This is a genomic window from Mongoliitalea daihaiensis (genome assembly GCF_021596945.1).
In the GTDB taxonomy this organism is placed as follows: domain Bacteria; phylum Bacteroidota; class Bacteroidia; order Cytophagales; family Cyclobacteriaceae; genus Mongoliitalea; species Mongoliitalea daihaiensis.
In genome coordinates this window covers 711,477-737,443 of the sequence record NZ_CP063779.1, presented here as the reverse complement: position 1 = coordinate 737,443, position 25,967 = coordinate 711,477, and the positions used below count along the sequence as shown (strand labels likewise).

27 protein-coding genes are annotated in these 25,967 nt (G+C 39.1%); 12 read left to right on the top strand and 15 right to left on the bottom strand.

Annotated elements, in window-relative coordinates:
* Positions 1-59 precede the first annotated feature (59 nt).
* From IPZ59_RS02935 to IPZ59_RS02925, 3 genes are read left to right on the top strand one after another with little or no spacing between them, the layout of a single operon-like run.
* Positions 60-1,529 (top strand): IPT/TIG domain-containing protein, encoded by a 1,470-nt coding sequence (locus IPZ59_RS02935; RefSeq protein ID WP_236138392.1) that lies wholly within the window; start codon positions 60-62, stop codon positions 1,527-1,529.
* 13 nt (positions 1,530-1,542) lie between these two features.
* Positions 1,543-3,951, top strand: coding sequence for a TonB-dependent receptor (locus IPZ59_RS02930; RefSeq protein ID WP_236138391.1), 2,409 nt, complete (start codon positions 1,543-1,545; stop codon positions 3,949-3,951).
* 5 nt (positions 3,952-3,956) lie between these two features.
* Complete coding sequence (locus IPZ59_RS02925; protein ID WP_236138390.1) at positions 3,957-5,024, top strand: DUF4249 domain-containing protein; 1,068 nt, start codon at positions 3,957-3,959, stop codon at positions 5,022-5,024.
* Here the strand turns inward: IPZ59_RS02925 and IPZ59_RS02920 are convergent.
* Positions 5,021-6,352: a saccharopine dehydrogenase C-terminal domain-containing protein gene (locus IPZ59_RS02920; protein WP_236138389.1), complete on the bottom strand. Its 1,332-nt coding sequence runs from the start codon at positions 6,350-6,352 to the stop codon at positions 5,021-5,023. The two genes, IPZ59_RS02925 and IPZ59_RS02920, sit on opposite strands and share 4 nt — an antisense overlap.
* Positions 6,353-6,485: 133 nt before the next feature.
* Between IPZ59_RS02920 and IPZ59_RS02915 the strand changes: the two genes are divergently transcribed.
* The 3 genes from IPZ59_RS02915 to IPZ59_RS02905 are packed head-to-tail and all read left to right on the top strand — an operon-like array spanning position 6,486 to position 8,139.
* The gene (locus IPZ59_RS02915; RefSeq protein WP_236138388.1) at positions 6,486-6,968 is read left to right on the top strand and encodes a cytidine deaminase; all 483 of its coding nucleotides are present in this window, start codon (positions 6,486-6,488) and stop codon (positions 6,966-6,968) included.
* Complete coding sequence (locus tag IPZ59_RS02910) at positions 6,968-7,648, top strand: alpha/beta hydrolase (RefSeq protein WP_236138387.1); 681 nt, start codon at positions 6,968-6,970, stop codon at positions 7,646-7,648. The genes IPZ59_RS02915 and IPZ59_RS02910 overlap by 1 nt, the downstream gene beginning before the upstream one ends.
* A 44-nt stretch (positions 7,649-7,692) precedes the next feature.
* A complete protein-coding gene (locus IPZ59_RS02905; RefSeq protein WP_236138386.1) occupies positions 7,693-8,139 on the top strand; it encodes a UPF0158 family protein in 447 nt (148 codons plus the stop codon).
* 23 nt (positions 8,140-8,162) lie between these two features.
* Here IPZ59_RS02905 and IPZ59_RS02900 read toward each other — a convergent pair whose 3' ends face one another.
* The 9 genes from IPZ59_RS02900 to IPZ59_RS02860 form a co-directional block, all read right to left on the bottom strand.
* Entirely contained in the window at positions 8,163-9,473 is a 1,311-nt protein-coding gene (locus IPZ59_RS02900) for an ABC transporter permease (RefSeq protein ID WP_236138385.1), read from the bottom strand.
* The gene (locus tag IPZ59_RS02895) at positions 9,466-10,365 is read right to left on the bottom strand and encodes an ABC transporter ATP-binding protein (protein ID WP_236138384.1); all 900 of its coding nucleotides are present in this window, start codon (positions 10,363-10,365) and stop codon (positions 9,466-9,468) included. The genes IPZ59_RS02900 and IPZ59_RS02895 overlap by 8 nt, the downstream gene beginning before the upstream one ends.
* Before the next feature lie 36 nt (positions 10,366-10,401).
* Positions 10,402-11,289, bottom strand: a complete 888-nt coding sequence (locus IPZ59_RS02890; RefSeq protein ID WP_236138383.1) for a hypothetical protein — start codon at positions 11,287-11,289, stop codon at positions 10,402-10,404.
* A 77-nt stretch (positions 11,290-11,366) separates the two neighbouring features.
* A complete protein-coding gene (gene dnaJ, locus IPZ59_RS02885) occupies positions 11,367-12,473 on the bottom strand; it encodes a molecular chaperone DnaJ (RefSeq protein WP_236138382.1) in 1,107 nt (368 codons plus the stop codon).
* Between the two features lie 6 nt (positions 12,474-12,479).
* Entirely contained in the window at positions 12,480-13,064 is a 585-nt protein-coding gene (locus tag IPZ59_RS02880) for a nucleotide exchange factor GrpE (protein ID WP_236138381.1), read from the bottom strand.
* 71 nt (positions 13,065-13,135) lie between these two features.
* Positions 13,136-14,131: a GTPase ObgE gene (gene obgE, locus IPZ59_RS02875; RefSeq protein ID WP_236138380.1), complete on the bottom strand. Its 996-nt coding sequence runs from the start codon at positions 14,129-14,131 to the stop codon at positions 13,136-13,138.
* Positions 14,132-14,208: 77 nt separating this feature from the next.
* Positions 14,209-14,781 (bottom strand): adenylate kinase, encoded by a 573-nt coding sequence (locus tag IPZ59_RS02870; protein WP_236138379.1) that lies wholly within the window; start codon positions 14,779-14,781, stop codon positions 14,209-14,211.
* Between the two features lie 25 nt (positions 14,782-14,806).
* Positions 14,807-15,334: a hypoxanthine phosphoribosyltransferase gene (gene hpt, locus IPZ59_RS02865; protein ID WP_236138378.1), complete on the bottom strand. Its 528-nt coding sequence runs from the start codon at positions 15,332-15,334 to the stop codon at positions 14,807-14,809.
* Between the two features lie 86 nt (positions 15,335-15,420).
* Complete coding sequence (locus IPZ59_RS02860) at positions 15,421-16,338, bottom strand: M20/M25/M40 family metallo-hydrolase (protein ID WP_236138377.1); 918 nt, start codon at positions 16,336-16,338, stop codon at positions 15,421-15,423.
* A 165-nt stretch (positions 16,339-16,503) separates the two neighbouring features.
* Between IPZ59_RS02860 and IPZ59_RS02855 the strand changes: the two genes are divergently transcribed.
* The 4 genes from IPZ59_RS02855 (at position 16,504) to IPZ59_RS02840 (ending at position 19,894) form a co-directional block, all read left to right on the top strand.
* On the top strand, positions 16,504-17,796 hold the full coding sequence (locus tag IPZ59_RS02855) for an OmpA family protein (protein ID WP_236138376.1): 1,293 nt from the start codon (positions 16,504-16,506) through the stop codon (positions 17,794-17,796).
* Positions 17,797-17,861: 65 nt separating this feature from the next.
* Positions 17,862-18,512 carry a uracil phosphoribosyltransferase gene (upp, locus tag IPZ59_RS02850; protein WP_236138375.1) on the top strand — a complete coding sequence of 217 codons (651 nt, stop codon included), beginning with the start codon at positions 17,862-17,864 and terminating at the stop codon, positions 18,510-18,512.
* Between the two features lie 9 nt (positions 18,513-18,521).
* On the top strand, positions 18,522-19,439 hold the full coding sequence (locus IPZ59_RS02845; RefSeq protein WP_236138374.1) for a calcium/sodium antiporter: 918 nt from the start codon (positions 18,522-18,524) through the stop codon (positions 19,437-19,439).
* Positions 19,436-19,894 (top strand): hypothetical protein, encoded by a 459-nt coding sequence (locus IPZ59_RS02840; RefSeq protein WP_236138373.1) that lies wholly within the window; start codon positions 19,436-19,438, stop codon positions 19,892-19,894. Before IPZ59_RS02845 ends, IPZ59_RS02840 begins: the two co-directional genes overlap by 4 nt.
* Here the strand turns inward: IPZ59_RS02840 and sdaAA are convergent.
* The 5 genes from sdaAA to IPZ59_RS02815 all read right to left on the bottom strand — a co-directional run bounded on the left by sdaAA (position 19,883) and on the right by IPZ59_RS02815 (position 24,144).
* Positions 19,883-20,791 carry an L-serine ammonia-lyase, iron-sulfur-dependent, subunit alpha gene (gene sdaAA, locus IPZ59_RS02835; protein ID WP_236138372.1) on the bottom strand — a complete coding sequence of 303 codons (909 nt, stop codon included), beginning with the start codon at positions 20,789-20,791 and terminating at the stop codon, positions 19,883-19,885. The genes IPZ59_RS02840 and sdaAA overlap by 12 nt on opposite strands.
* A gap of 99 nt (positions 20,792-20,890) precedes the next feature.
* Positions 20,891-21,847, bottom strand: coding sequence for an FKBP-type peptidyl-prolyl cis-trans isomerase (locus IPZ59_RS02830; RefSeq protein WP_236138371.1), 957 nt, complete (start codon positions 21,845-21,847; stop codon positions 20,891-20,893).
* 6 nt (positions 21,848-21,853) lie between these two features.
* Positions 21,854-23,137 (bottom strand): outer membrane beta-barrel protein, encoded by a 1,284-nt coding sequence (locus tag IPZ59_RS02825; RefSeq protein ID WP_236138370.1) that lies wholly within the window; start codon positions 23,135-23,137, stop codon positions 21,854-21,856.
* Positions 23,118-23,666, bottom strand: a complete 549-nt coding sequence (locus tag IPZ59_RS02820) for an RNA polymerase sigma factor (RefSeq protein ID WP_236138369.1) — start codon at positions 23,664-23,666, stop codon at positions 23,118-23,120. The genes IPZ59_RS02825 and IPZ59_RS02820 overlap by 20 nt, the downstream gene beginning before the upstream one ends.
* A 73-nt stretch (positions 23,667-23,739) precedes the next feature.
* Positions 23,740-24,144 (bottom strand): OsmC family protein, encoded by a 405-nt coding sequence (locus IPZ59_RS02815; protein WP_236138368.1) that lies wholly within the window; start codon positions 24,142-24,144, stop codon positions 23,740-23,742.
* Positions 24,145-24,212: 68 nt separating this feature from the next.
* Between IPZ59_RS02815 and IPZ59_RS02810 the strand changes: the two genes are divergently transcribed.
* Together IPZ59_RS02810 and lipA are read left to right on the top strand one after the other, a co-directional pair.
* On the top strand, positions 24,213-24,944 hold the full coding sequence (locus tag IPZ59_RS02810) for a hypothetical protein (protein WP_394800724.1): 732 nt from the start codon (positions 24,213-24,215) through the stop codon (positions 24,942-24,944).
* A gap of 63 nt (positions 24,945-25,007) precedes the next feature.
* A complete protein-coding gene (gene lipA, locus IPZ59_RS02805) occupies positions 25,008-25,886 on the top strand; it encodes a lipoyl synthase (RefSeq protein WP_236138367.1) in 879 nt (292 codons plus the stop codon).
* Positions 25,887-25,967 lie beyond the last annotated feature (81 nt).

The window sequence follows — 25,967 nt, the reverse complement described above, 5'->3', positions numbered from 1 at the left end:
AGTTGTTTTTTATAAAAAAATATTCGTTTAATTTTAGCGTTGCATTTAATACAATTGTGATGAAAAAGTACACGTTTGGCTTACTTTCAATGCTTATTTTCATTGGTAGTATTTTTTCCTCTTGTGAAGAAATTGATGATTTTACAACCTCATTGGTAACGGAAGAGGTTATTTACTTAAGTGGAGAACGGGTTCGATTATTGGGAAGGGTAATTACTGTTCAGGAGGTCCGCGCTACAGATCATGGTTTTTATATTTCAACAAATGAGAGTTTTGGACAGCCTTTGATCATCTCACTGGGAGAGCGGCTTTCTCCGGGTAGATTTATAGGAGAAACATCAGCGCTTCAAGTGGAGCAGCGTTATTTTGTAAAATCATTTCTTCAGGTAGATGGAGAGCTGATTTTTGGCAATACCTTGGAATTAACTACACTTCAGCCTGCATCTACCTCCCTGCAACCGAATAATGGAAGGCAGGGAGATGTTATCAATATATTGGGAAGAAATTTTACGGCTGATTCCAGGGTCTTTTTTGGTGAGACGGAGGGGCAAGTTATTGGGATTGATTTTGAATCTCGTATCAGGGTAAGGATACCTGTTGCAGAAGCACCTGTAGTTTCAATTAAAGTAATTAGTCAGGGGAGGGAAATGATTGTCCCCGATCTCTTTGAATATACAATTGGGACGTACAAGAAAATTTCCGAGTTCCCTCGTCCACAGCGCTATTTTGATAATGTGTTTTTACAGCAAGGAACAGATTTTTATGTGGGATTAGGGACTGACAGGAGACTTTCGTTTAATCCTGAAATGTGGAAATTCAATATATTGGCCCAACAATGGTATCAAGTATCTTTTGAGGGAAGGCCAGTTAGGTTTGCTTTTAATTCTAGCCAGTATTTTGGATCAGGTTCTTTATTTCTTGATCGATTACCATTTTTCTTAGTAGGAGATTTTTGGAAGTTAGAAGCAGATGGATCTTTCCTAAAGCTTCCTGATGTACCGTTTGTAGAAGCCAATGCATTGGCTTTTGAGTTGAACGGGAATTTGTATGTGGCTGGCGGTGAAAATGGATTTGGTCAGGAGACTTACCGGTACACCCCGACCACTGGTACATGGATGCGGGTAAATAACACGCCATTTCGTGTTACGAAAGCGAATAGTTCTTTTGTATATGAAGGTAAGTTTTACATCTTAAATCCAGAGACACGCGAGATTTTTGCCTATACACCCGAGACTGATTCATGGGCATTTGTCACCAATTATCCAGGCTTACCAGGAGGAACAGGTGGTTTTGGGGCTGTCATTGATGGAAGGGCATATATTGGAATGGAGAATCGTTCCAATAGGATTTGGGAGTTGAATATGAGCAACTTAAACTGGGCATTGAAGAATGATTTCCCAGGGGTCATTCAAGCAAGTAATGTTGGTGTTTATGTCCATAGTGGATTGATATACTTTCTCAGAAGTGCTGACTTGCAACTCCCGGGTAATATGGAATTATGGGAGTTTGATCCTAAAGGTTTTAATTGATAATGAGATATTTATGAAAAAGATTTTACTTTTCATCTTTTCACTTGTTTTACTTCTTCCCCAAGGATTGTATGCTCAGCAAAAAGCGACAGTAGTGGGAAGAGATGTGGGAGAGTTAAAGAATATTCGGATCAGTGGGCGCTTGATTGATCAAATTTCTGGGGAGCCCTTGGTAGGTGCCACCGTGACGATCCGAGAACTCAATAAAACAGAGGTAACCAATACCAATGGAAATTTTTATTTGGTTTTAGACAGGGCAGAGTACACCTTGGAGTTTCGATATGTGGGTTACGAAACAGTAATTTACCCCATCGTAGCAGTAGGCGAAGGGAGAATCAGCATGACTATGATTCAGGAAGATTTCACGCTGGATGACGTGGTGATTTTTGGGAGAGATCCTGAAAAAAATCTACGGAGTACCGAAATGGGTGCGATCAGTATCAACATGAATACTCTGAAAGAACTCCCTCCATTCTTGGGTGAGGTGGATATCATAAGGTCCATTGCTACCTTGCCAGGTGTTTCACAAGTGGGGGAAGCATCTTCTGGATTGAATGTTCGTGGAGGAGGTGCTGATCAAAACCTAATCATGTTTGCCGGTGCACCGATTTATAATCCTTCTCATTTATTTGGTCTATTTACGGCCTTCAATCCTGACGTAGTAAACGATTTTACCCTTTACAAAGCTATAATTCCCACTAAGTTTGGGGGAAGAGGTTCATCGATCTTGGATATCACACCCAAATCCGGGAGTTTGGATACTTGGGGAGGAGACTTGATGGCGGGTTCTATATCTGGCAAATTGTCGGTCAATGGCCCTGTAATCAAAGACAAGGTTTCTGCCAAGGTCGGTTTCAGAGGTTCATACATCAATTGGTTGTTAAACTCTCTGAATAACCCTGATTTACGTACCAGTCAGGCGAATTTCAACGATGTGAATGGTATACTGTATGGGGAGATTAACGAAAATCATAACCTAACGTATAGTTTCTATCGCAGTTACGATGATTTTGCGTTGGCTTCTGATACCACCATTTCATGGACTAATTTGAGTCATTCTCTGCGCTATACTGGGCAGTTTTCGGATAAGTTTTTAGTAGATGCCATTGGCTTTTACACGCTGTATGATTTCAGCATATTTAACCGTTCGGGAGTCAATAATTTCGATTTGAAATCAGGTATACAAGATGTGGGGATGCGACTTAACTTGACATACAATCTGAGTGATCGGAACAAGTTTTCTTTTGGTGCAGATACCAAGACGATTACCATCAATCCAGGGGAACTCATTCCTGGGATGAATGAAAATGGCGAAGTCAGTGTCTTACCTCAATTGGTTCAACCTGAATTTGCTAGGGAATCCGGTGTTTATTTTCAACATGAGTTTGAAGTTGGTGAAAAGTTGGGTTTCTCTTATGGCTTGAGGTATGATACCTATCAATATTTTGGTCCTCGCACCGTTCGTGCCTATAGTCCAAATCTTCCTATCAATTCGGCTAATGTCATTGGTGAACGTACTTATGCAGATGGAGAAGTGATTCAATCCTATGACGGACTGGGGCCGCGAGCATCTTTTCGATACTCCATCAATCCCAAGACTTCTATTAAAGGTGGATATAATAAAATGTATCAATTTATCCATTTGATATCCAATACTGCTACTATTGCACCAACCGATGTTTGGAAATTGAGTGATGAATTTATCCGACCACAGATTGTCGATCAGTATTCATTGGGGCTTTACAAAAATTTCAAAGGGAATATTTTTGAAACCTCTTTTGAAGTGTACTACAAAGACATTCAAAATGTAGTGGACTACAAGGATGGTGCAAGATTGTTGCTGCAAAATAATTTGGAAACGGAAATTATCCCTGGTATAGGTCAAGCCTATGGAGTTGAGATGTATGTTAAGAAAAATTTGGGGAGATTGACAGGTTGGGTAAGTTATACCTATTCGAGGGCGCTCAGAAGAGTGTTGACTCCTTTTGAGGAAGAAATTATAAATGATGGAAATTGGTTTCCTGCAAACTTTGACAAACCACATGATTTGACATTAATAGGAAATTATAAGCTTGCTTCCAATGTTTCTTTATCGGGGACTTTCTTTTATAGTACAGGTCGTCCGGTAACGTTCCCAGAGGCTAAGTTTGACTTTGCAGGTAACTCCTTAGCTTTCTTCCGAAATCGGAATCTGCAGCGAATTCCAGATTTTCACCGCTTAGACTTATCTTTGAATTTTCAGTTGAAAGGGAAAGGAAAGTTTTATGAGGGAGATTGGACATTTGCTGTGATGAATGCCTACGGAAGGAAAAATCCTTTCTCCATATTCTTTGCAGATCAGGCTGGTTCACCCCCTCAGGCTTACAGGTTGGCGATTTTAGGTGTACCTCTTCCTACGTTAAGTTACTCGCTTAAATTTTAATGATGATGTTTCAACGATTAATAATAGTGCTCTCTTTTTTATCCATTGCATCTTGCATTGATCCTTATCGTATTTCATTGCCAGATGGAGAGCGTTTGTTGACGGTAGATGGATATATAACCACGGATTTCGGTCCACATCGAATTACGCTGACCCGTTCCGATACCTATGGAAGCGTTTTTGAAGGGTTGATTCGACCGGTCAGTCAGGCTACAGTGGCTGTAAGAGATAGTCAAGGTGAGGTTACTTTCCTTACGGAAATTGAGCCTGGAGCTTATGAGACACCTCGGGGGTTTAGGGCGGAAGTAGGAAAGTCTTATGTGTTGCAAATTACTTTACAAGATGGGAAGGAATATACTTCTTTACCGGAATTGGTGAACCCTGTACCTGTCATTGATTCACTTAGTTATCGATCCGTACAGGTAGCAACTGATAGCCGTGTTTTTGATAGGTCTGGAGTCCAAATCGTGGCTTCCTTCAGGGATCCTGTAGATCAAACTAATTTTTATTATTGGCGTACGGTTCCAGGGACGTTTGTAGTGGTGGCTAATCCTGAATTGCACACTTTTCCCCCGAATCATCCGACCAATCCAAGAGGGCCAAATCCTAAAGATTGCTGTGCTACATGCTTTTTAGTGGATCCTACACGAATCAATGGGTTTTCTTTAGCTTCCGATGAAGATTTTAATGGGTTAAGTAATCGTCTTCCAGTAGCTTTTATTGAGGATAATGGGCTTCGCTTTAAGCGAACCTATCGGGCAGAGATTCAGCAATTGGGAATTACTTCGGAAGCTCATCGTTTTTTAAGATTGGTTGAGCAACAGGTGAGTCTTACAGGGAGTGTTTTTGATCAGCCTCCAGCCAATATCCGCGGAAATATGATCAGTTTGAGTAATCCAGATGAAACGGTGTTGGGATATTTTATTGCGGCATCAGTGGATACCAAACAGATTTACATTGAAAATCAAAACCTTCAATTCTTGCAGACACCCCGGATTATTCCAGATGATTGCAGAACTGTACAAGGGGCTACCGTAGATCCTCCCTCAAACTGGAATCCTCCCCGTAATTAATCGAGGGTGTCTTCATGAAATATGATACCATGTTGTTCTAATTGATGAAGGATTGGCTCATACAGTTCTTGGACAGTGGGTCGAAGGAGTCCACGGGATAGAACTTTTCCATCCAGGAACAAATCTGCAGCAATGGCCAGGGGGAGTCCAACGGTTTTTGCCATGGCTGTGTAGGTTTGGTTGAGTCCTTCTTCTACAAGGCTGGATTTGAGTGTTTGTATTCCTCGAGGGCTTTTGATTTCAAAAATGTGCTGCATCACTATCAAGTCCTTGTCGCTGTCCTGAAGTTGCCATTTGGGTTCTAGGATGGCTTGAAGAATCGCAGCTGGACTGCCATGTTTGAGTGGGAGTGGCTCGTTTGAAAATAGGCCTAGGTACGCTATTTTTTCCATAATCCCCTCGTCTATCCAAGGAAGAAAATTTGTGAGTTTTTGCTCAATAGATTGATATTTATCAAATGGAAGAAAAGAATTTAAGAAGGCTCGTTTGGTCCCTTGCGGAGTATCAAAATCCACTAGGTAAGAATCGTCTGTCATCCCCAGTTGAATAAAGACATTCCAAGCGTTGCAGAATCCTTCTTTCCTTAAAGTCCCCCGTAGTAGTGTAGAGATTTTTTGAAGTTTATAAACTTCCCTGTATCCAAGTGAATCTCTGTTTGCATACCCTTCAAAGATTCCATAATCTCCCAAGTCAATTTTCTCAAAGCGTTCAAACAATTTATGGTAGGGGATGTACTTGTATTCTTTATGGTCTAAGTATTTAGCGGTTCCTTGTCCAGCAAGCACTACATTTCTTGGATTCCATGTGAATTTGTACTTCCATGGATTATTGTCTGACCCTGGAGCCATCAATCCTCCAGTAAAGGATTTGAAGCTTTGGATCGTATATCCCTTTGCATGTGCTGCATCAATGATTTTCATCGCCGACATGTGATCAATTCCGGGGTCAAGACCACATTCATTGAGAAAAAGGAGTTCTTTTTTTTCTATTTCGTCTCTAAAAGCATTCAATTCCTCTGACTCATAGGAAGCAGTAAAAAAGTGTTTCTCTAATGCAAGACAGTCTTTGGCAATGATGGGATGCAAGTGTGCTGGTAACATGGAAATCACGATGCTGGCATTTGCTATCAAGTTTCTTCTTTGTTCTTGATTTTTTAAATCAATAGCTACTGCTTTCCCGCAGGGGTTGCCTTTGATTTTTTCCTCAGCCAAGGACTGTGACAAGTCAGCTATTACAATTTCCCTATTTTTTTGAGCGGCTGTTTTTAGCAAATAATCGATCAAATAGGTAGCAGATTTTCCTGCGCCAAAAATGAGGATGGTATTCATAGGCCACGATGGGTTTAAGTATCCCGCAAAATGTTAAAAAAGACCGAATGAGAAAAATACTGTGATTGATAAATCAAGAAATTAACATTTTCTAAGTTTTTTTCGTTAATTCAATCCCATTTAAATGCGAAGCATGCGAAAGAAAATTGAAATGACTGTCAGCTTGGTTGAGTATCAATTGACAGAATTGTCATTAGATGAAATGAAGCTATTAGAAAAAGCTCAAGAGCTCATGAGTAAAGCTTATGCTCCATACTCAGAGTTTTATGTAGGCGCCTCTGTAATGTTGGATAATGGGGAAATTTTTGCCGCCAATAATCAAGAAAATGTTTCCTTTCCTGTAGGGACATGTGCGGAGCGGATAGCATTGGGTTATGCGATGGCCAATTTTCCTACCAATCGCCCCGTAAAAATAGCAATTGTAGCAAAGAAAATTGGGTTAGATAGGCTTGCCAATGTTACGCCATGCGGGATGTGTAGGCAAGCGATCAATGAATATGAACTCAAATTTAATAAGCCTATTGAAATTTTAATCCTTACACCAGAAAATACCGTATTAAAAGCCGAGGGAGTAGAAAATTTTCTCCCATTTAGGTTTAATAATTTGAATGATTGATGAAAGCGAGTATCAGATATGAGCATCAAGCTCACTATTACACATCTCATTTAGTAAATAGGAAAGAAAAAGAAATTTGGGTTGTATTGCATGGTTATGGACAATTGGCAAATTTCTTTTTAAAGAAATTCGAACCAGTATTTTCAGAGGACATTCTTTTTTTGGCCCCTGAAGCTACGAATTACACATACCTGCAAGGTTTTACGGGGAGAGTAGGTGCAAACTGGATGACCAAGCATGAGCGAGAAACAGCTATTGCAAATAATCATCGTTATTTGAATGCCTTGTTGCATACGCTTTTATTAAAATGGGACAGGGCTCCCATTGTTCATGTTCTTGGATTTTCTCAAGGTGCAGCTACCGCCACGCGATGGGTTTCACAGTTGGATATTCCTGTTCGTACATTAGTGTTATGGGCAGGTGGATTTGCGCACGACTTGGACGTCCATGCTGCTAGTAACAAGCTAAAAAATATGCAGCTTTACAGTGTTGAAGGCACTCAAGATGAATTTATTACCGAAGAATCGAAACAAAAGCAGGAAGAATTGATTTCCACTTTAGGTCTTGATGTAAACTACAAATCATTTGATGGTGGACATGAATTGAATATGGATGTGTTCAGGGAAATGGTCTTTTCAAAAGAATATCAAGGAAGTAGGGGGCAAATGTTTGATATTTAGATGGACTTATTTAATTTTCCTAAAATTTTATCATTACAAAAACCATGTTAACTCTTTCAGAAAAAGAAGTGGAAAAAATGGCAGCGTTGCTGCAAAAGGGTATGATTTGTTTTTATCAAATTGATAACAAAAAAATTCATTCCATGCCTGATGATGAAGATTATTTCAATTATGATTTGACCCCTGAAGAGGAAGATGTCTTAGATGAGATAGAAGATAATCCGGATAATTATGCAGAATTTACTAAAATGGAGCCCAACCAAGAGCACCTAGTGATGGAAAGTTTTGCTGATAGAATGGTCAAAGAAAAGATATTTCAGGACGAATTAGTCAATGCCCTTTCCAAGCCCAAAGCTAGCACAGGATTCCGATTTTTGATTAATAATTCTGGTAAATACAAGGGTTTATGGGATGAGTATCATTTGACCCGTTATAAGGATTGGGTTAAAGAGCAAATTGATAGTTACAATTACTCGGAGGAAGAAGAATGATTGATAAGGGGGGAGCCCCCTTATTATTGCGCAGAACTTAGCCATTTCCAGAGTGTCCGGTAATTCACTTTGGTGCCGTGTGTCAGGATCCCTATCCTGTATATTTTCCCAGCTAGCCAAGCGGTACTGATAAATCCCATAATCAGTAGACTCATAGATGTCAATAGTTCCCACCAAGGCACGCCAAATGAAACCCTCCCCATCATGGCGATCGGTGATGTCAGTGGGATAATCGATAGCCAAAACGAAACTTGGCTATCAGGGTCATTGAGGACAAATACGAATAACCCCATGTATGAAATAATCAAAGGAATAGTAATAGGGAATACAAATTGTTGAGCTTCCGATGGACTGTCTACAGCAGCTCCGATAGCTGCAAAAAAGGCTCCGTACAATAAATAGCCTGCAATAAAATAAAAGGTAAACAGCAAGATGATGGAAACAAAGTCAATGCCTTGGATTATCTGTATAACCTCTAAAAATTCGTTGGAGCTTTCCAATGCCTGTCCGCTACCTTCTATCTGAATCTCCATCAATTGTTGTTGCGGCATTTTTTGGCCAAAAATCCCTGTTACAATGGAGGTAAGTCCAGAGATTAAAATCACCCATATGGCAAATTGAGTCAAGCCAACAGCGCCAATACCGACAATCTTTCCCATCATCAACTGGAAAGGCTTTAAAGATGAAATTAAGATTTCAACAATTCTACTTGATTTCTCTTCAATCACGCCTTGCATAATCTGATTTCCATAGAGAAAAATAAACAGGTAGATTAATATCCCCGCAATAAATCCGATGACGTAATTGACTGTTGCACTGCTAATTTTTTCTTCGCCTTTACTGTCTAAGGTGATGTTTTGTATGGAGACCTTGGTACGGTAAGTCTCTAATACCTTTGGGTCAATCCCTGCTTCGTATAAGCGCTGCTCTTCAATTCTTCTTTTCAGACTTGCTTCTACAAATGAAATGATTCCAACGCTTGGACTTTGCATGGAATAAAAAACAAATCCTGTGGGCTTAGATAAGTCAATCGGGGGAATGTGAAGTAAACCGTAGCGTTCGCCATTTTGAACCATCAGTTTGGCATCATCCAAAGAGCTTTTGGAAAATGAAAATGCATATTGATCAGAGCTTTCGATGAAAAACAGGTTATTTTCATCTACTACTTCAATAATTCGTAGGGAAGGTTTGTCCATATCTCCAAGTGCTATCCAAAGAAAAAGCCCAATGATAGCAGGGAAGATCAACGGCGTAAGTAAAGTAGCTAGGAGAAAAGATTTTTTCTGTACTCTCGAAAGGTATTCCCGCTGTATGATTAGCCAAATCTTATCCATGTTTGAGATTGTTTACTTGTTGGATGAATATCTGTTCCATACTGGGGATTTGTTTTGAAAATTCTAAAATCTCCCCATACTCCATGAGTGTATGGAGCAATTCATTACTTTTTTTACCATCGAGCGCAACTTCTAATAAATGGATATTGCCATTGCTACTTTTAATTAATGTATCTGGAATTTGTTCTGAATGAGTCCGTAATTTGACATGGTACTTATCACCAGCAAAAGTATCCTTCACACTTTCAAGAGATCCTTGAAGAATCACACGGGATCGGTGAAGGAGTGCAATAGTATCACATAATAATTCTACCGATTCCATTCTATGTGTGGATAAGATGATGGTTACTCCTTTTGCTCTCAATTCGAGGATTTCATTTTTGATGAGCTCTGCATTGACAGGATCAAATCCTGAGAAAGGCTCGTCGAGAATCAGTAATTGTGGTTCATGGATTACTGTGGCAATAAACTGTATTTTCTGAGCCATTCCTTTAGAGAGCTCATCGATGCTTTTGTTACGCCAATGTTCGATCTCAAATTTTTGTAACCAGCTTTTCACCCTGTTTTTTGCTTCAGTAAGACTCATACCTTTGAGCCTTGCAAAGAAAATCAGTTGATCCCAAACTTTCATTTTCTTGTACAAGCCTCTTTCCTCTGGCAAATAGCCAATGTTGCTGATATGATGAGGATTTAATTTTTCTCCATTAAAAAAGATTTCTCCAGAGTCTTGTTCTATGATTTGGTTGATAATGCGAATCAGCGTGGATTTGCCAGCACCATTGGGTCCCAATAGTCCAAATATCCCTTGGTGTGGGACATCTATGCTTATAGAATCGAGTGCGGTGGTAGTTGCATAGGATTTATGCAGTTCTTTGATTTCGAGAATATTCAATTCCTTAGAGGGTTTTTAGATGATGGCTAAAAATTACTATTTTAAGGTAACAGAACCAACAGAAACGTCTAAAGTTAATTCCATCAAGTTGGGTGCGTCCTCCCGAAAAGATTTACTGATGTAGGTTTTATTTCCAATATCCTTCAAGTGTTTGGGGATATATGTCCTGCACATGGCAGTTGACTTTATTTTAATGATGAAAGGCTGGCTTTCATCTGGAAGAGTAATGTTTATTTTGCCTGCACCCACAACTGCATGTAAGTGAGTTTTTTCAGTCATTCCTCCTGAAAAGTTCAAATCCATGGTGCCATAATTGACCTCAAAATTCATCTTTTTAGCGTTGAATAAATTCAGTTTTTTTGCATGAAGATTTCCCATGTTTATCAGAACGGATAACGTGTCCATCCTTACTGTATTGGGAGTTTTTCGGCCATAGTCAAAGTTAATATCTGCACTGGCAGACCGAATCATGCAATTGGCTACAGGGATTTGTGATAAGTCAATATTAGCGACGCCTACACCAAAATTTAGATTTAGGTTATATAAAAAATTAGAATTGAGGTCAACAAACCATGAATGCCCAAAATCATCATTGCTGCTTGGAAATAGTTTGTATGAGAGAGATTTCCCCAAACTTTCAGACTCCACATTTCTATGGACTAAATTGGCATACATCGTCTCATCTTTGATCTGATAAGAAAAAGACGGAAGTATATTGACTTTCGAAAGATGTGAATGTATATGAAGTGGGTCTGCACCGACCTCTCTTTTTATATTCGAAACACCTTTATAAACGTTGAAGTCCAAGACTACCAGATTAAATCCCTGATTTTCCAGTATTTTAAAATCCTTAGTAATCTGAGCCTGCAAATCTGAAAGTACGCCGATTAACAAACCAAATATCAGGCAAATCTTATTCAACATAACTTCTAAAAACGGCAATTGGGTGGAAAGGTTCTCGAAATCTAATAAAAAAGCCGGAAATAAATCCGGCTTATATTTTAGAAAAACTCTTTCATTTTATCAAAGAAACTTTTTTCTGATTTTCCTGGATCAGGTTTGAAGTTTTCAGAGGTTTTTAATTGCTCTAAAATACTTCTTTCTTCCTTGCTCAGTTGTTTAGGAGTCCATACGTTAACATGGATTAATTGATCTCCCTTAGAATACCCTTGCAAATCTTTGATACCCTTTCCTTTTAGGCGTAAAATTTTTCCGCTTTGAGTACCGGGTTCGATTTTTATTTTTACTTTCCCATCAATTGTAGGAACTTCAATTTGCTCACCGAGCGCGGCATCTACGAAACTAACGTATAAATCATACACCACATTGTTGCCATCTCTTTGGAGGATTTCATCTTCTAGTTCTTCGATTACGATCAATAAATCTCCAGGAATTCCACCTGCGGTTTCATTTCCTTTACCAGACATACTTAACTGCATGCCATCCGCAACACCTGCTGGAATATTGATGGCAATAACCTCTTCCTTGAGGATCAATCCTCTGGAATCTGCTTCGGCTGGTTTTTTATCAACGATCTGACCATTTCCACCACATAAATGGCAAGTAGAAGCTGATACCATTTGTCCTAGCATGGTATTTACCACTTTTTTGATCTGTCCTGATCCTTGACAGGTTTGACAGGTTTTAAAGGTTACGCCTTCTGCAAGTACCTGCCTTTTGACCTTTATTTTTTTCTCTACGCCATTGGCAATTTCCTTAAGATTCAGCTTGAGCTTAACTCGAAGATTGGTCCCTTTTTTTGTACGTCTGCCAGATCTGCCACCTCCAAAAAATGAATCAAATCCACCGCCGCCGAAGATATCTCCAAATTGAGAGAATATGTCTTCCATATTCATCCCTCCTCCACCATATCCACCATTGCCACCCAATCCTTGGTGACCAAATTGGTCATATCGGGCTTTTTTATCTGGGTTACTCAAGACCTCATAGGCTTCGGCAGCTTCTTTAAACTTATCCTCCGCTTCTGGATTATCTGGATTTTTATCTGGGTGAAATTGGATAGCAAGCTTTCGATAAGCTTTTTTTATTTCTTCCGGGCTTGCACCTTTGCTTACCCCCAATACTTCGTAATAATCTCTTTTTGCCATGATTTCTTAAGCTCCAATTACAACTTTGGCATACCTTACTACCTTGTCTCCAAGGGTATAACCTTTTTCTACCACATCTATAACCTTCCCTTTCAAATCCTCTGAAGGAGCGAGGATTTGGGTAATTGCCTCTTGTGTCTCTGCATCAAATGGTTTTCCAACAAGATCAGTCATTGCTGTTAAGCCTTTTGACTCTAATGTTTTTACAAGTTTGTGAAAAACTAATTGATTGCCTTCCCTGACATTGCCTGCATGCTCCTCTTTTTCGCTTGCCTTGAAGGCACGTTCAAAGTCATCCACTATGGGGATGATTTCTCTCAAAACATCTTCTGAAGCTGTCTTCGTTAACTCTAACTTCTCTTTAGCTGTTCTTCTTCTGAAATTGTCAAATTCAGAGTACAGTCTCAAATATTTTTCTTTTGCTTCAGACACCTCCAACCGGAGCTTCTCTACTTCTGAAATGGTTGTGCTTTCTTCTGTTGAAGTGGAAGAATCACTAGAAGAAACGCTTTCAGTTGTTAGTTGTTCTTGCTCGTTCATTTCTTTGGTAGCTGAATTTACGCCGTCTTCATTCATGATTTCTTTTTCCATCGGATTATTTTTTTATGCAATTAATTAATATCAATTCACTTGCCATCTGGACTTAACTGACAAAGTGGCATTTAATCGGTGGTAATCGCCTGCCACAGAATATCCTTTAGTTTATCCAAATTAAATTGACTGACAGATGATATAAATATAGATGGTATATCTTTGGGGACATCTCGTCTCATCTCATCCATCAATTCATCATCAAGCATGTCAGCTTTTGTTATAGCGAGGATACGTTTTTTATCGAGCAATTCTGGATTATATTGTTCCAGTTCGCTTAATAAAATTCCATACTGATCTTGAATGCTTTCTGCATCGGCAGGAATCATAAATAAAAGGATTGAATTTCTTTCAATATGCCTTAAAAATCTTAAACCAAGGCCCCTACCTTCGGCTGCTCCTTCAATGATTCCCGGGATATCTGCCATGACGAAGGATTTGTCGTCTCTGTAAGAAATGACCCCAAGATTGGGAACCAAAGTGGTAAATGGATAATCTCCAATTTCAGGTTTGGCAGCAGACATAGAAGCTAATAGTGTTGATTTTCCAGCATTAGGAAACCCAACCAATCCCACGTCTGCCAAAAGTTTTAATTCAAGGATAATCCACTCTTCGATTCCTTCTTCACCTGGCTGTGCGTAGTGAGGAGCTTGATTGGTGGCAGTTTTGAAATGGTCGTTTCCTAGTCCCCCTCTTCCTCCGGGGGTAAGGATTACTTCTTGGCCATCCTCTGTTATTTCAAATCTAACTTCAAATGTTTCCGCATCTTTAGCAACTGTTCCCAAGGGAACATCTAAGATAATGTCTTTTCCATCACGTCCTTTTCTTCTGCCTCCCTCTCCATTCTTGCCTTCCTCTGCAATGACATGCTTCTTGTATTTGAGGTGAAGTAATGTCCAATGCTGGGCATTCCCTCTCAAGATAATATGTCCGCCTCTTCCACCATCACCTCCATCAGGTCCTCCCTTAGGAACATGCTTTTCCCGTCTAAAATGCACAGAGCCGGAGCCTCCCGCTCCTGATCTTGAACAAAATTTTACGTAATCTATAAAGTTTGAATCTGCCACAACTGTTGAGTTAAATAAAAAAGGCTAAGCTTCAACGCTTAGCCAAATTCGACACAAAGATATAAATTATTTAAGGATTAATAACTTTCAAGGACTTTACTGATATTTTGAAAGATGTCATCAATACTTCCCACACCGTTCACCTTTGTTAATTTACCTTGTTTATCATAGTATGCAGCTACAGGAAGTGTTTCGTCCAAATAAACATTGATACGTGTTTGGATCTTTTGCTCATCTTGATCGTCCACTCTACCGGAAGTTTTCCCACGCTCGCGGATTCTATTTTTGAGAACTTCCTCGTCTACCTCCAATGCAACCATCCCAGATATTTGAGCACCTATTTTAACCATCAATTGATCCAAGGCCTCAGCCTGTGCAACAGTTCTGGGGAATCCATCAAAAATAAATCCATTGGTTTCAGTAGTCGTCACAAGTTTATCTTCTACCATACCGATAACAACTTCGTCTGGGACCAAATGCCCCTTATCCATGTAAGTTCTGGCTAATTTGCCTAGTTCAGTCCCCTCTCCCAAGTGTTTTCTAAACAAATCACCTGTAGATAAATGAGTCAGATGGAATTTTTCAATTATCTTCTCGCTTTGAGTGCCTTTTCCTGCCCCAGGAGGGCCAAATAATACTAGATTGATCATTACGTATTTGTTTTTCTGCTGCTAATTACTTTAACTGATATATTTCAGGAAGATTTCTGCCTAGTCCATCATAGTCTAAACCATACCCTACCACAAACTTATTAGGGATCTCAAAACCAATGTATCTGCACTCAATTGGGTGCTTCAATGCATCTGGCTTGAGCAGAAGTGTAGAAATAGAAAGCGAGCTAGGCTGCATGATCTTGAGCTCTTCCAAGATTCTGTACATACTCAAACCAGTATCTACAATGTCCTCTACAATGATTACGTGTCTATCTTTCAAATCGGTATTTAATCCCATAATAGAAGTGACCTCACCAGTAGATTCGGTTCCTTCGTAAGAAGAAATTCTGATGAACGAAACTTCAATGGGACAACTTATATGCTTGACTAGGTCTGATATAAACATAAAAGACCCATTTAAAATGCCTATTAAAATAGGTGTTTTTTCTTGGAAGTCTTTTGTAATCTCCTCACCAAGTATTTCCAATCTTTGCTGAATGGTTTCTGCATCGATAAATGGTGAGAATTGTTTGTCTTTAATAGTGACCATATAACTAAAATAAAAAAGCCCTAACCGAAGGGCTTGACAAATATAAAAAAAAATGGAGCCCTGCGTAATTTTTATCTGCTAATAACTTATAGATATTTGACGAGATATTTATACAAGTCGACCATTGCATCCAAATCTTTGATTGAAACTTTTTCGTGGGGGCTATGAACATGATCTTCTGGAGCGCCTATAAAACACCAATCAATAAAATATGGAGACATTTGAATCTCCCGTCCATCAGAGCTACCAGACGCCTCAACTTCCAGTTGAAAAGGGACACCACTCTCAATGGCTAACTCCATAATCCGGTCAATAAATTTTTTTCGTGGGATATGTTTGTCTCTGATGGATACGACGACGCCCTCGTGATGATGGACACCATCGGTGACCCAGGTAATATCTGAAATCAACGCATGTTTGATAGGCGAAGTCTTTTGAATGAAATGAAGCAGAGCCGGAATACTCCCGCCACCATGTTCCTCATAAGTTGAAAACACTATCCACCCATCTTCAATTACCTCGCATAATTGTAAAGCATTGTAAACACCTAACTTATTATCTAGATAAGGGCCTGTAATAAAATCAGCATCTATTTTCCATTCCCCACCGAATGAAAGCCTTGTGCCTGTTTGAATTGCTCTAGGGAAGTCATATAACAATGCCCCCTCATTTTCAATTAATGTGCACCTGATCGGGCCCAAATCATCTTCTCCCTCTAAAATATATCCAGTCTCAGCCTCTGGTCCTCCTATTGGCACTAATTGGTTTGCATATCGGACCATAAATCCAATTGTATCGAGATGTGCAAATACTGCTGTGCGCGGTTTTCCAAACTTCAGCAATATGTTTCCGTAAAATTTTTCATCAGCATATACTTCTGGTAAAACTTTAAATGTTTCTTTTCGTTTATTGATGAAATCAATGACGTATTTAGTAAAAGAGCTCTCATCTCCTGATGTTGATTTTATTTTAGCTAATTCGTGTAATAAGGTGGTATTTGGCATAGTTTATGTTAAAGTTTGTGAAATTCAAATTATATTCGAAAATCGAAAAGTTTTCTGATAAAGTTTAAATTATTAAATTATTCCTATACATTTGTATCTAGTTTAAAGCTTGTAAATCTGTAATCAAATCAATTAAACACTCAAAATTTGAAAAAATTTTTTGTTATGAAAAAAATAATACTATCTACATTAATCGCAAGTACACTTGCAATCGGTGCTCAGGCACAAGACGACTTTAATAAGTGGTCGATTGAAGTAAGTGGAGGTTTTAACAAGCCAATGGCTCCTTTGACCGCTGGTTTTTTATCTCCAACTCTAAATATTGGACATGCTGACTTAGGTGTCAGATACATGTTCAATGAAAAATTCGGAGCCAAAGTGGACTACGGGTTCGGTTCTTTCTCTGAAGCAAGTGGCAACAGCCCTTCTTTCTCAACTAACTATTTTAGAGCTAACCTTTCCGGTGTAGCTAACCTAGGTAGAATCATGGGTTGGGAAAGCTTTTCAAGAAGAGTAAGTTTACTTGGTCACCTTGGTGGTGGTTTCGGAAACGTAAGACCTCAGGAAAATCAATTCAACGATTTCACTGATAGAGTTTACAACATCAAGCTTGGTTTTACTGGTCAAGTAAAATTATCCGAAAGAATTGCTTTAACTGGTGACATTACTACCATTTCAAATGGTAGACAAACAGTTACTTTCGATGGAGCTTCTGCTATTTTGCCTACTACAATGACAGGTGGTAACAATAATGGATTTTTCGGTCCAGCAGCTACTTGGTGGACAGGTACATTAGGACTTACATTCTACTTAGGAAGCAAAGATACTCATGCTGACTGGTACATTGCAGCCGATAAGTATGCTACTAAGGAAGAACTTGCTCAGCAAATCGGTGAGATTAAAGATATGTTGAAAGATTCTGATGGTGACGGTATTCCTGATTACCTAGACAAGGAGCCTAACACTCCAGCTGGAGCTAGAGTTGATTCTTTTGGTAGAACTTTAGATTCTGATGGTGATGGTATTCCTGATCACTTAGACAAGTGTCCATTTGCTCCAGGTCCAGCATCTAACAACGGATGTCCTGTTGAAGAAGTAAAAGAAGTGGATTACTTCAAGAAGGCAATCAATGAAGGATATGTGAACGTATACTTTGCATTTGATAGTTCTAAACCACTAGGATATTCTTCTTCTTCTGTTAACTATGTAGCTAACTTCTTAAAGAGAAATCCAGGTGTAAATGTTGAAATCAAAGGTTTTGCTGACGAATTAGGTCCAGAGGATTACAACATGAAGTTATCTGAAAGAAGAGCTAAATCAGTATATGACTTGTTAGTAGCTGCTGGTGTTGATGCTGGAAGACTTTCTTACAAAGGTTACGGTGAAGATACAAGCGTAGACAAGCGTTCTGCAGATGCAAGACAACTTGCAAGAAGAACAAGCTTCGAAGTGAAGTAATCAAATCATAACAATTAATAAAAAAAACCCGAAATTAGTTTCGGGTTTTTTTATGCCCTAACGCTATGTTTATATTAAATACTACACCTAGTCTTGTCAATAAGTTTTTGGCAGAACTCCGAGATATTGATAGTCAGAAAGACCGTATGCGCTTTCGCCATAATTTAAAACGTCTGGGGTTTTTGATGGCTTATGAGATTTCTAAAAGTTTAACTTTCCACGAAGAGTTAATTCAAACGCCTTTAGACACCACTAAAATTCAGGTGCCTGAAAATGTAGTCATCATTTCAGTTTTAAGAGCTGCAGCTCCTTTTTATGATGGATTTTTAGAGGCTTTTGACCATGCTGAGAGTGGTTTTGTTGGTGCTTATAGAATAGAATCCAAAGAAATGAATGATGGAGTTGATGTCGATTACTTGTATCAGGCATGCCCAAGCTTAGAAGGTAAAACCGTAATCATAGTGGATCCTATGCTTGCTACAGGTAAATCATTTGTCAAAACATTCGAAAATTTGTTGAAAAATGGCCTTCCTAAAACAGTGCATATTGCTTCGGTTATTGCAGCACCCGAGGGGGTAGCACTTTTGAAGCAACAACTTCAAAATTATTCCGTTAATCTGTGGACTTGTGCACTGGACAGTCATTTAAATGAGCATTCTTACATTGTACCTGGTCTTGGTGATGCGGGAGACTTGGCTTTTGGAGAAAAATTATAAATTCAATCTGTGGTTTACGGTTTATTGATTCTAGGTTTAGCAATCCTTCTTTATGGGGGAAAGTTGTTGGTGGATGGTGCTTCTGGTATCGCATCTAAGTTTGGACTAAGCCCTGGTCTCATAGGTCTTACTGTAGTTGCTTTTGGAACATCGGCTCCGGAGTTACTAGTAAGTATCAATGCCGCTCTCAAAGGTACTAGCGACATTGCGATTGGTAATGTTGTTGGTTCTAATATTGCAAATATTGCCTTAGTATTGGGAGTCAGTGCAATTTTATATCCGATAGCCATTATGCGATCCGTATTAAAGCTGGATTATCTAGCAACGGTTGTTACCACCGTTCTTTTGATTCTATTGAGTTGGAATGGAATCATTTCTCGGTTGGAGGGAATATTTTTTGTGGTTTGTTTACTGCTTCTTAATTGGTATTTCTTTAAAAAGTTGAGTGGAGTTGTGCCAGATGAGGACGAATTTATTGCACCAACGAATATGTGGAAAGCTTTATTTTTTCTTCTTGCAGGGATTGGTGGACTCTATGTTGGATCGGATTTATTTGTTGACAATGCAGTAAAAATAGCTCAAGTGTATGGTGTTAGTGAGCGTGTGATTGGAGTTACGATTATTGCCATTGGTACAAGTTTACCCGAATTGGTAACTTCCGTAATAGCTGGACTGAATAAAAAAACCGATATAGCTATAGGGAATGTTTTGGGAAGTAATATTATGAATATTTTAGCAATTTTAGGGATTACCAGTATTGTTCAGCCGATACCGGTCTCTGATGCATTTTTATTCAATGATTATATGTGGATGCTTGGAATTACTCTCCTTTTGTTTCCCATTATCAGAAGTAGCATGGTTATCAAACGATGGGAAGGAGTTGTTTTGCTTGGTATTTATGCAACATATTTGTACTTGCTCGTATGATAGAGTATTTTCTAAAAGTAGTATTCATTTACATCGCTACATTATTTAAATTTATTGCAGGTCCTGTTCTTGGTCTCGCCGCTGGATTGAGTAGTATCGAAATGCTCGTTATCACTGTATCTGGTATGATGACCACTGTTTTTTCAATTACCTTACTAGGTGACTGGTTTCGTACAAATTGGCAACTGGGTTTGACTAAAAAGAAAAAAGTATTCACTCCAAGGACGAGGAAAATTGTCACTGTTTGGAGGAAATATGGACTTCTTGGCGTAGCAGCCTTGACCCCTTTATTGTTAACTCCAGTGGGAGGTACGATTATTCTAAATGCTTTTAACGTGAAAAAAGAAAAGATTTTCCTTTACATGTTTGTTAGTGCCATGGTATGGGGTGTAATCTTTTCTTTTTCAATTCAATATATCTTAGAAATTCCTTTTCTTGGGGATCTACTGCGGTAGTTCCTCGTCTGGTAGAACCTCTATGTCCTGTATCAATACCCTTTTGGAAATTTCTTGTCCAGTCAATGTTGCTGCCAATCCACCCAAGGCGGTTTCTTTGTAGCGGGTTTCCATACTAGCCCCAATTTCGCCCATAGCTTCAATGCATTCATCCACTGGGATAACAGGACTGACATCTGCTAATGCAATCTGTGCTGAACTGTTTGCAATCGCTGCGGCACTGGCATTCCTTACTACACATGGAATCTCAACCAGGCCCGCTACAGGATCGCACACTAATCCCAGCATGCATTGAATGGTAATGGCAACTGCATTAAAAATCTGGTCAATAGTTCCTCCTAAGCAGTAAACAATCGCTCCCGATGCCATGGCTGCAGCAGAACCCGTTTCTGCTTGACATCCACCTACAGCACCTGCTAGACTCGCTTTTTCTTCAATAATCAACGCTATTCCTGCCCCAATTAATAATCCTTCTAAGATTTTTCGATCATCCAGTTGATGAATTTCTTGCAGGGTATAAAGAGTCCCAGGGAGAATGCCAGATGCTCCAGCGGTTGGTGCAGCCACCACTCTGCCCATACAAGAATTTACTTCTTTGGCGGCAAGTGCTCGGGATATTAATTTTTGAAATTCGGGTGACAAAACAGTGACGGGATGGCGGTAAACTTTTTTTGCCCCATTATTGATCATTCCCGAGCGGGAACTCATTTCTTCATTTAAGCCTGTTTCAACAGCCTCCTTCATGACAGCGTAGGCTTTGCCTAAGCCTATCCATATGTCATTTTCCATTTTGTTTTTTTGAGTCATTTCATATTCAATGACTGACTCAAACAAAGACATGTTTTTGTCTAGACAGTAATTTTTCCAGCCTTTGAAGCTATCAAATAAAAAGCTCATATTTTTTGGGTTTATAGGACAGTAAAATTGACCAATAAGATTGGTAATAGCAAAAAATAAAAAAGCCCCCATTTGGTTCATTTAATGGGGGCTTTTTTGTTAATTGATTGAAATAATTCTTGCTTTGAAAAGCAGTGGTTCATATGGCCGAGCCAATTCAGGGATCAAACCCCTAGCAAATAAATCTTGCCTTATAGTGAAAGGGAATACCTGAGTAGTGGCCCCAAAGCCTAACCTGGATGGCACAATAACATCGATTTCTTGACCTACTCGCACACCTGTCAGCCCTAAGTTTAAAAATGCTTGGTTCTCTTGGTTCCCAACTCTAATTTGGAAAGAGTTGGTGCTGCTAGGTGCTACCTCAAAAGGTTTATCAGTATCCATTTGTTGGATAGTATACGTGAATCTTACTAGATTGCCTATTTCTGATGCGCTTCCAGCAGCGTTTCCTTCGACTACTGTGCGTGCCCACATTCCTTGAGATGTCTGTTCAAAACCTTCCAACTCTTTTTCTTCAATGAATGCTTCCATGAGTTCGGCTTCCATACCATTTACCTCTGTTAAAGAGTAAACTCTCGAGAATATAATTCTTACTACGAGGTTGGAGTTAGGCTGAATCAGCTGTTGAAAGCTATATCCTCCATAGGCCAAATGTGATGGGATAAATAATTCTAATGTTTCGCCTTCTCTTGCAATTCCACTTGAAAAGTTGATTCCCCGAGGTACCAATCCAGAATCCCCGTGCAGGTAAAGGCGAGCAGGCTTACTTTCATTCAAATAAGATTCAATTAACTGACCATCGATTGTACGGATTTCATAGTAAACACCAACAATGTCGTTGTTCACAATTTGTCTTCCACTTTCATTAGTGACTACTTTTCGATAAAAATAGCCAAGTTGATTTTCTACAGCATCAATATTGTTTCGCTGTAGGAAATCTTTGATTAATTGAACATCTCTTTGGATAGCCAATTCAAGTTCATTTTCGGAGCTGATACACCCACCCATCCATGACAATACGATGATTGCCACCAAACTAGTCCATACTTTCTTCATATTTGTTTACTTTTTTAACTGGAAATTCATTCTAAGATTGATGCCGCCTATTGAAAATTGTTGCTCAGCAAATGTCTGATTGCCTACAGATATTTTATAGAATGGTTCTATATACAAAAATGTTCCATTAGAAAGATTCTGTTCAAATCCTACTGCAACATTCACTAATTGACCTATCATAACATCCCGATTAGTTGCATCGGGAACAGTCCTTTGAGAGAAGCTTTGAAGTCCATCACCCATCGATGCTGCTGTGCTTAGATTTGCAAATTTTAACGTGCTAATGCGTTCTTGATTCAAATAGAACATATTGGATATACCAGAGACAAAATAAATATCCGCTTTGTTACGCTCCAATAGTTTGTATTTTAAATTGATGGGAATTTCTAACTGTCCAAATCGCAATTCTTCATTGAAACTTAAAAGATTCCCTGTAGAAAGTAGACCGGCTGTATTGTACTGACTTCGAGACCCAAAATTTGCTTCCAAAGCATCATTTACAGATGCATTTAGTATACCTCCATTTGTATTGGGATTTATATTTTGCTGTGCATATGCGATACCCATATCAATTTTCAATTTTTTGGATACAGAAAACTCCGACATAATACCAGCAGATAAGCCGATTGTTTGATTGGTGTTACTTACTGTTTGAGGAGCCAATAGAAAGCCTATTCTAAAAGGATCTTTCTTTGATGACGGAATGACGTTACTTTCCTCTGAAAGTAGGTTTTGGATGTACGCAAATGCCTTCTCTTCAAGTAAGGGATTGGTGTCTTTTGTTAGGATGTTGGCTTGTGATTGAGATCCATTTTCAGCAATGATTGAAATATCCTGGGGATTGTTTTGTCCTACTTGATTACTTCCCTTTACTTCCATCAACATGGCCTCTTTTTGTGCTGTTTCAGGTGTCTTATTTTTAACTGAACTGTTACCTGTATTCAATTGGGTAATTTTTTCTACTGCGGAGCTAGCTTCTTCCAGTTTTTCGATAGACCCTAATTCTTCAAAGGTAAATGTTTTACTTTCTTTAGCTAAGCTATCCGCAAAGGATAAAAGTTGTTCTTCTGAATGGTCAATGGATGTTGGATTTAGCAACCAAATTCCGAAGACCAGTGATGCTGCGATTCCAGAGAACCACCATATCCAAATAGGCACAGGTTTCTTAGCCGGTTTATTGAAATAGGCCGCTGCAAATTTCTCCCATTCTTTCTCACTCGGAGATTCCTGGTGATTTTCGAATACTGATTTTATTCGTTGGGACAGTTTTTTATCGAATGGCTCCTTCATCACTTTGTTTGTTTAGGAGTATGATTTTTTCTCGTAATTTTTCTTTCGCTCTTGCTAAGTACGTTCGGGAAGTACTAGAAGGAATAGTCAATTTTTCTGCTATTTCGTTGTGCGAATACCCTTCAATTTCATAGAGATTGAAGACTATTCGCAGCATATTGGGCAAGTTTTGTAATAAGTTTAGGATATCTTCTTTGGATAATTCATCAATGATCGAGGCGTCTTGTTCGCTTAAATGTGCATGCTCTATATCCAAAACGGCTTTGTATTTATTATTTTTTCTGTAATAATCGATTGAGGTATTCACAATGATCCTCCGAAACCAGCCTTTGAAAGAATTTTGCGTTTCATAAGTTGTGAGTTTATCAAATACTTTCATGAAACTGTCATTGACAATCTCGCAAGCTTCTTCTTTGTTGTAGCTATACCGTAAAGCAACACCCATAGCGAAGCCGTAGAAATGTTTATAGAGCATTTCTACAGCTTTAGGGTCACCTTTCTTTGCTTTTTGGATTATAAATTCTTCCAAAGACGCTTAAATTACTTCCTTTTATTGAAGACGTAAGAGCATGTCGATTTGCTACATGCTTTCTGAAAAATAATTAAAAATTAAAATTGATCGTTTGCTTGAGCTCTGGATCTAAACTTAGAGCGACAGGACAGGTTTTGGCTGCATTCTTCAGTTTTTGTAGCATAGCGGCATCTTGTACAGGATTTTCCCAGTGAAAGTCGATTACGATTTCACTTATTTTTCGAGGTTGAGGGTTCATGATTTTAGTGACTTCCCAACTCAGTCCTTCCAAAGAGACTCCATCTCTTTCTGCAACGATTCCCATAATAGTGACCATGCAGCTTCCTAGGGCAGCTGCGACAAGGTCTGTTGGCGAAAATGCTTCACCCTTACCATTATTATCAACAGGTGCATCCGTGATTACTTCGAGTCCGGATTGCAGATGTTTCATGTTTGTTCGGAGATTTCCTTGATACACACTTTTAATAGTAGGCATAAACTCTTACTTTTATTTTTGGTTAGATAACTTAGTGGGCAAGTTAACGTTAATATTGCATCTGTGAAATGATGAAACATCGAATTTATATATTTTCAATACTGTTTCTAGGATTGTCTCTAGGCGTATACGCTCAACGGGAAGATGCGGGAAATTATGAATATGACCGCGAGGTACTGTTTGGGATCAATAAAAATACCAATGGAGGATTGATTGGGGGTTTTTCTGTAAAGGTTGCTCAACGGCTAGATGATACTCAATTTCAATTTTTTGGATTGGATTTAGCTAATGTCAAAAACCCTAAAGAAGTCCGCTACAATACTATTTTAGGTAATTCTTTTATTTTTGGTAAATCAAACTATCTGTATTCAGTAAGACCTTATTATGGTAGAGAATTGGTCTTATTTAAAAAAGCGCCGCAGCAGGGAGTACAAGTCTCACTCTTGGGTGCCGTGGGGCCTTCTGTGGGAATCATTGCGCCCTATATAGTGGAGTATGCAGTTAATCGCTTGGAAACGGTCCGCGAACAATATAATCCGGAAGTGCATCAAAGTAGATTCAACATTCTGGGGCCAGGAAGAATTTTTGAAGGTATTGGTCAGTCTGAGTTTGCTATCGGAGGGAATGCCAAAGCGGCCGTTTTTTTTGAATTTGGTGTATTTCGTACAAATGTGACGGGGCTGGAACTTGGGTATCAATTAGAGGGTTTTACCAGAGAGATTCCTTTGATGCCCACTGTTGAAAACAGACAACTATTCCAATCGGTTTATTTTACGTTTTTTTACGGGTTTAGGAAATAAGGAATCTATTGGGTTAATCCATCACTAGCCCTTACATTTGTTAATCAATTAAATTCAGAAGCAATGATAGAGTTACCAGTAATTTCTGAAGAAAGTACCAAACGAAAAAAACCGGATTGGTTGCGAGTCAAACTTCCAGTGGGGAAGGAATATGCTAAGGTCAGAAAATTAGTAGATGAACATAAATTACATACAATTTGTGAAAGTGGTAATTGTCCCAATATGGGTGAATGTTGGGGGGCAGGTACTGCAACTTTCATGATTTTGGGCAATGTGTGTACCCGTTCCTGTTCGTTTTGTGCAGTAGCTACTGGTAGACCCCCAGAGTATGATACTGATGAACCTCGCAGGGTGGCGGAAGCTATCAAGCTAATGGGAGTAAAGCATGCTGTAATTACTTCCGTTAATAGGGATGAAAGAAAGGATAGGGGAGCAGAGATTTGGTATCAGACAGTGGTGATGACCAAAGAACTGTCTCCGGAAACAACCATAGAAACGCTTATTCCAGATGTGAAATCAAATTGGGATGCCTTGTATCGCATGATCAGTGGTGGACAAGAAGTAGTTTCTCACAATATGGAAACGGTGGAGCGACTGTACAGAAGAGTACGTCCTCAGGCCAAATACGAGCGATCCTTGGAACAAATCAAGTTGACCAAAGAATATGGTAAGCGTACCAAGACTGGAATTATGCTTGGTCTAGGTGAAACCAAAGAAGAGGTGTATAAAGCAATGGATGATCTAGCAGCTCACGGGTGTGATATTCTTACACTAGGCCAATACTTACAGCCTACCAAGATGCACATAGAGGTTGCGGAATTTATTCATCCAGACATGTTTGCGCATTACAGAGAAGAAGGATTAACTAGAGGGTTGAAATATGTTGAATCTGGCCCTTTGGTGCGTTCTTCCTATCATGCAGAAAGACATGTGAATGTTTAAAAGCTAAAAGGTAGAATAATATTCTCATAGATTTTCATTTAAAAAAAGAGGGCTACTGAATTCAGTAGCCCTCTTTTAATT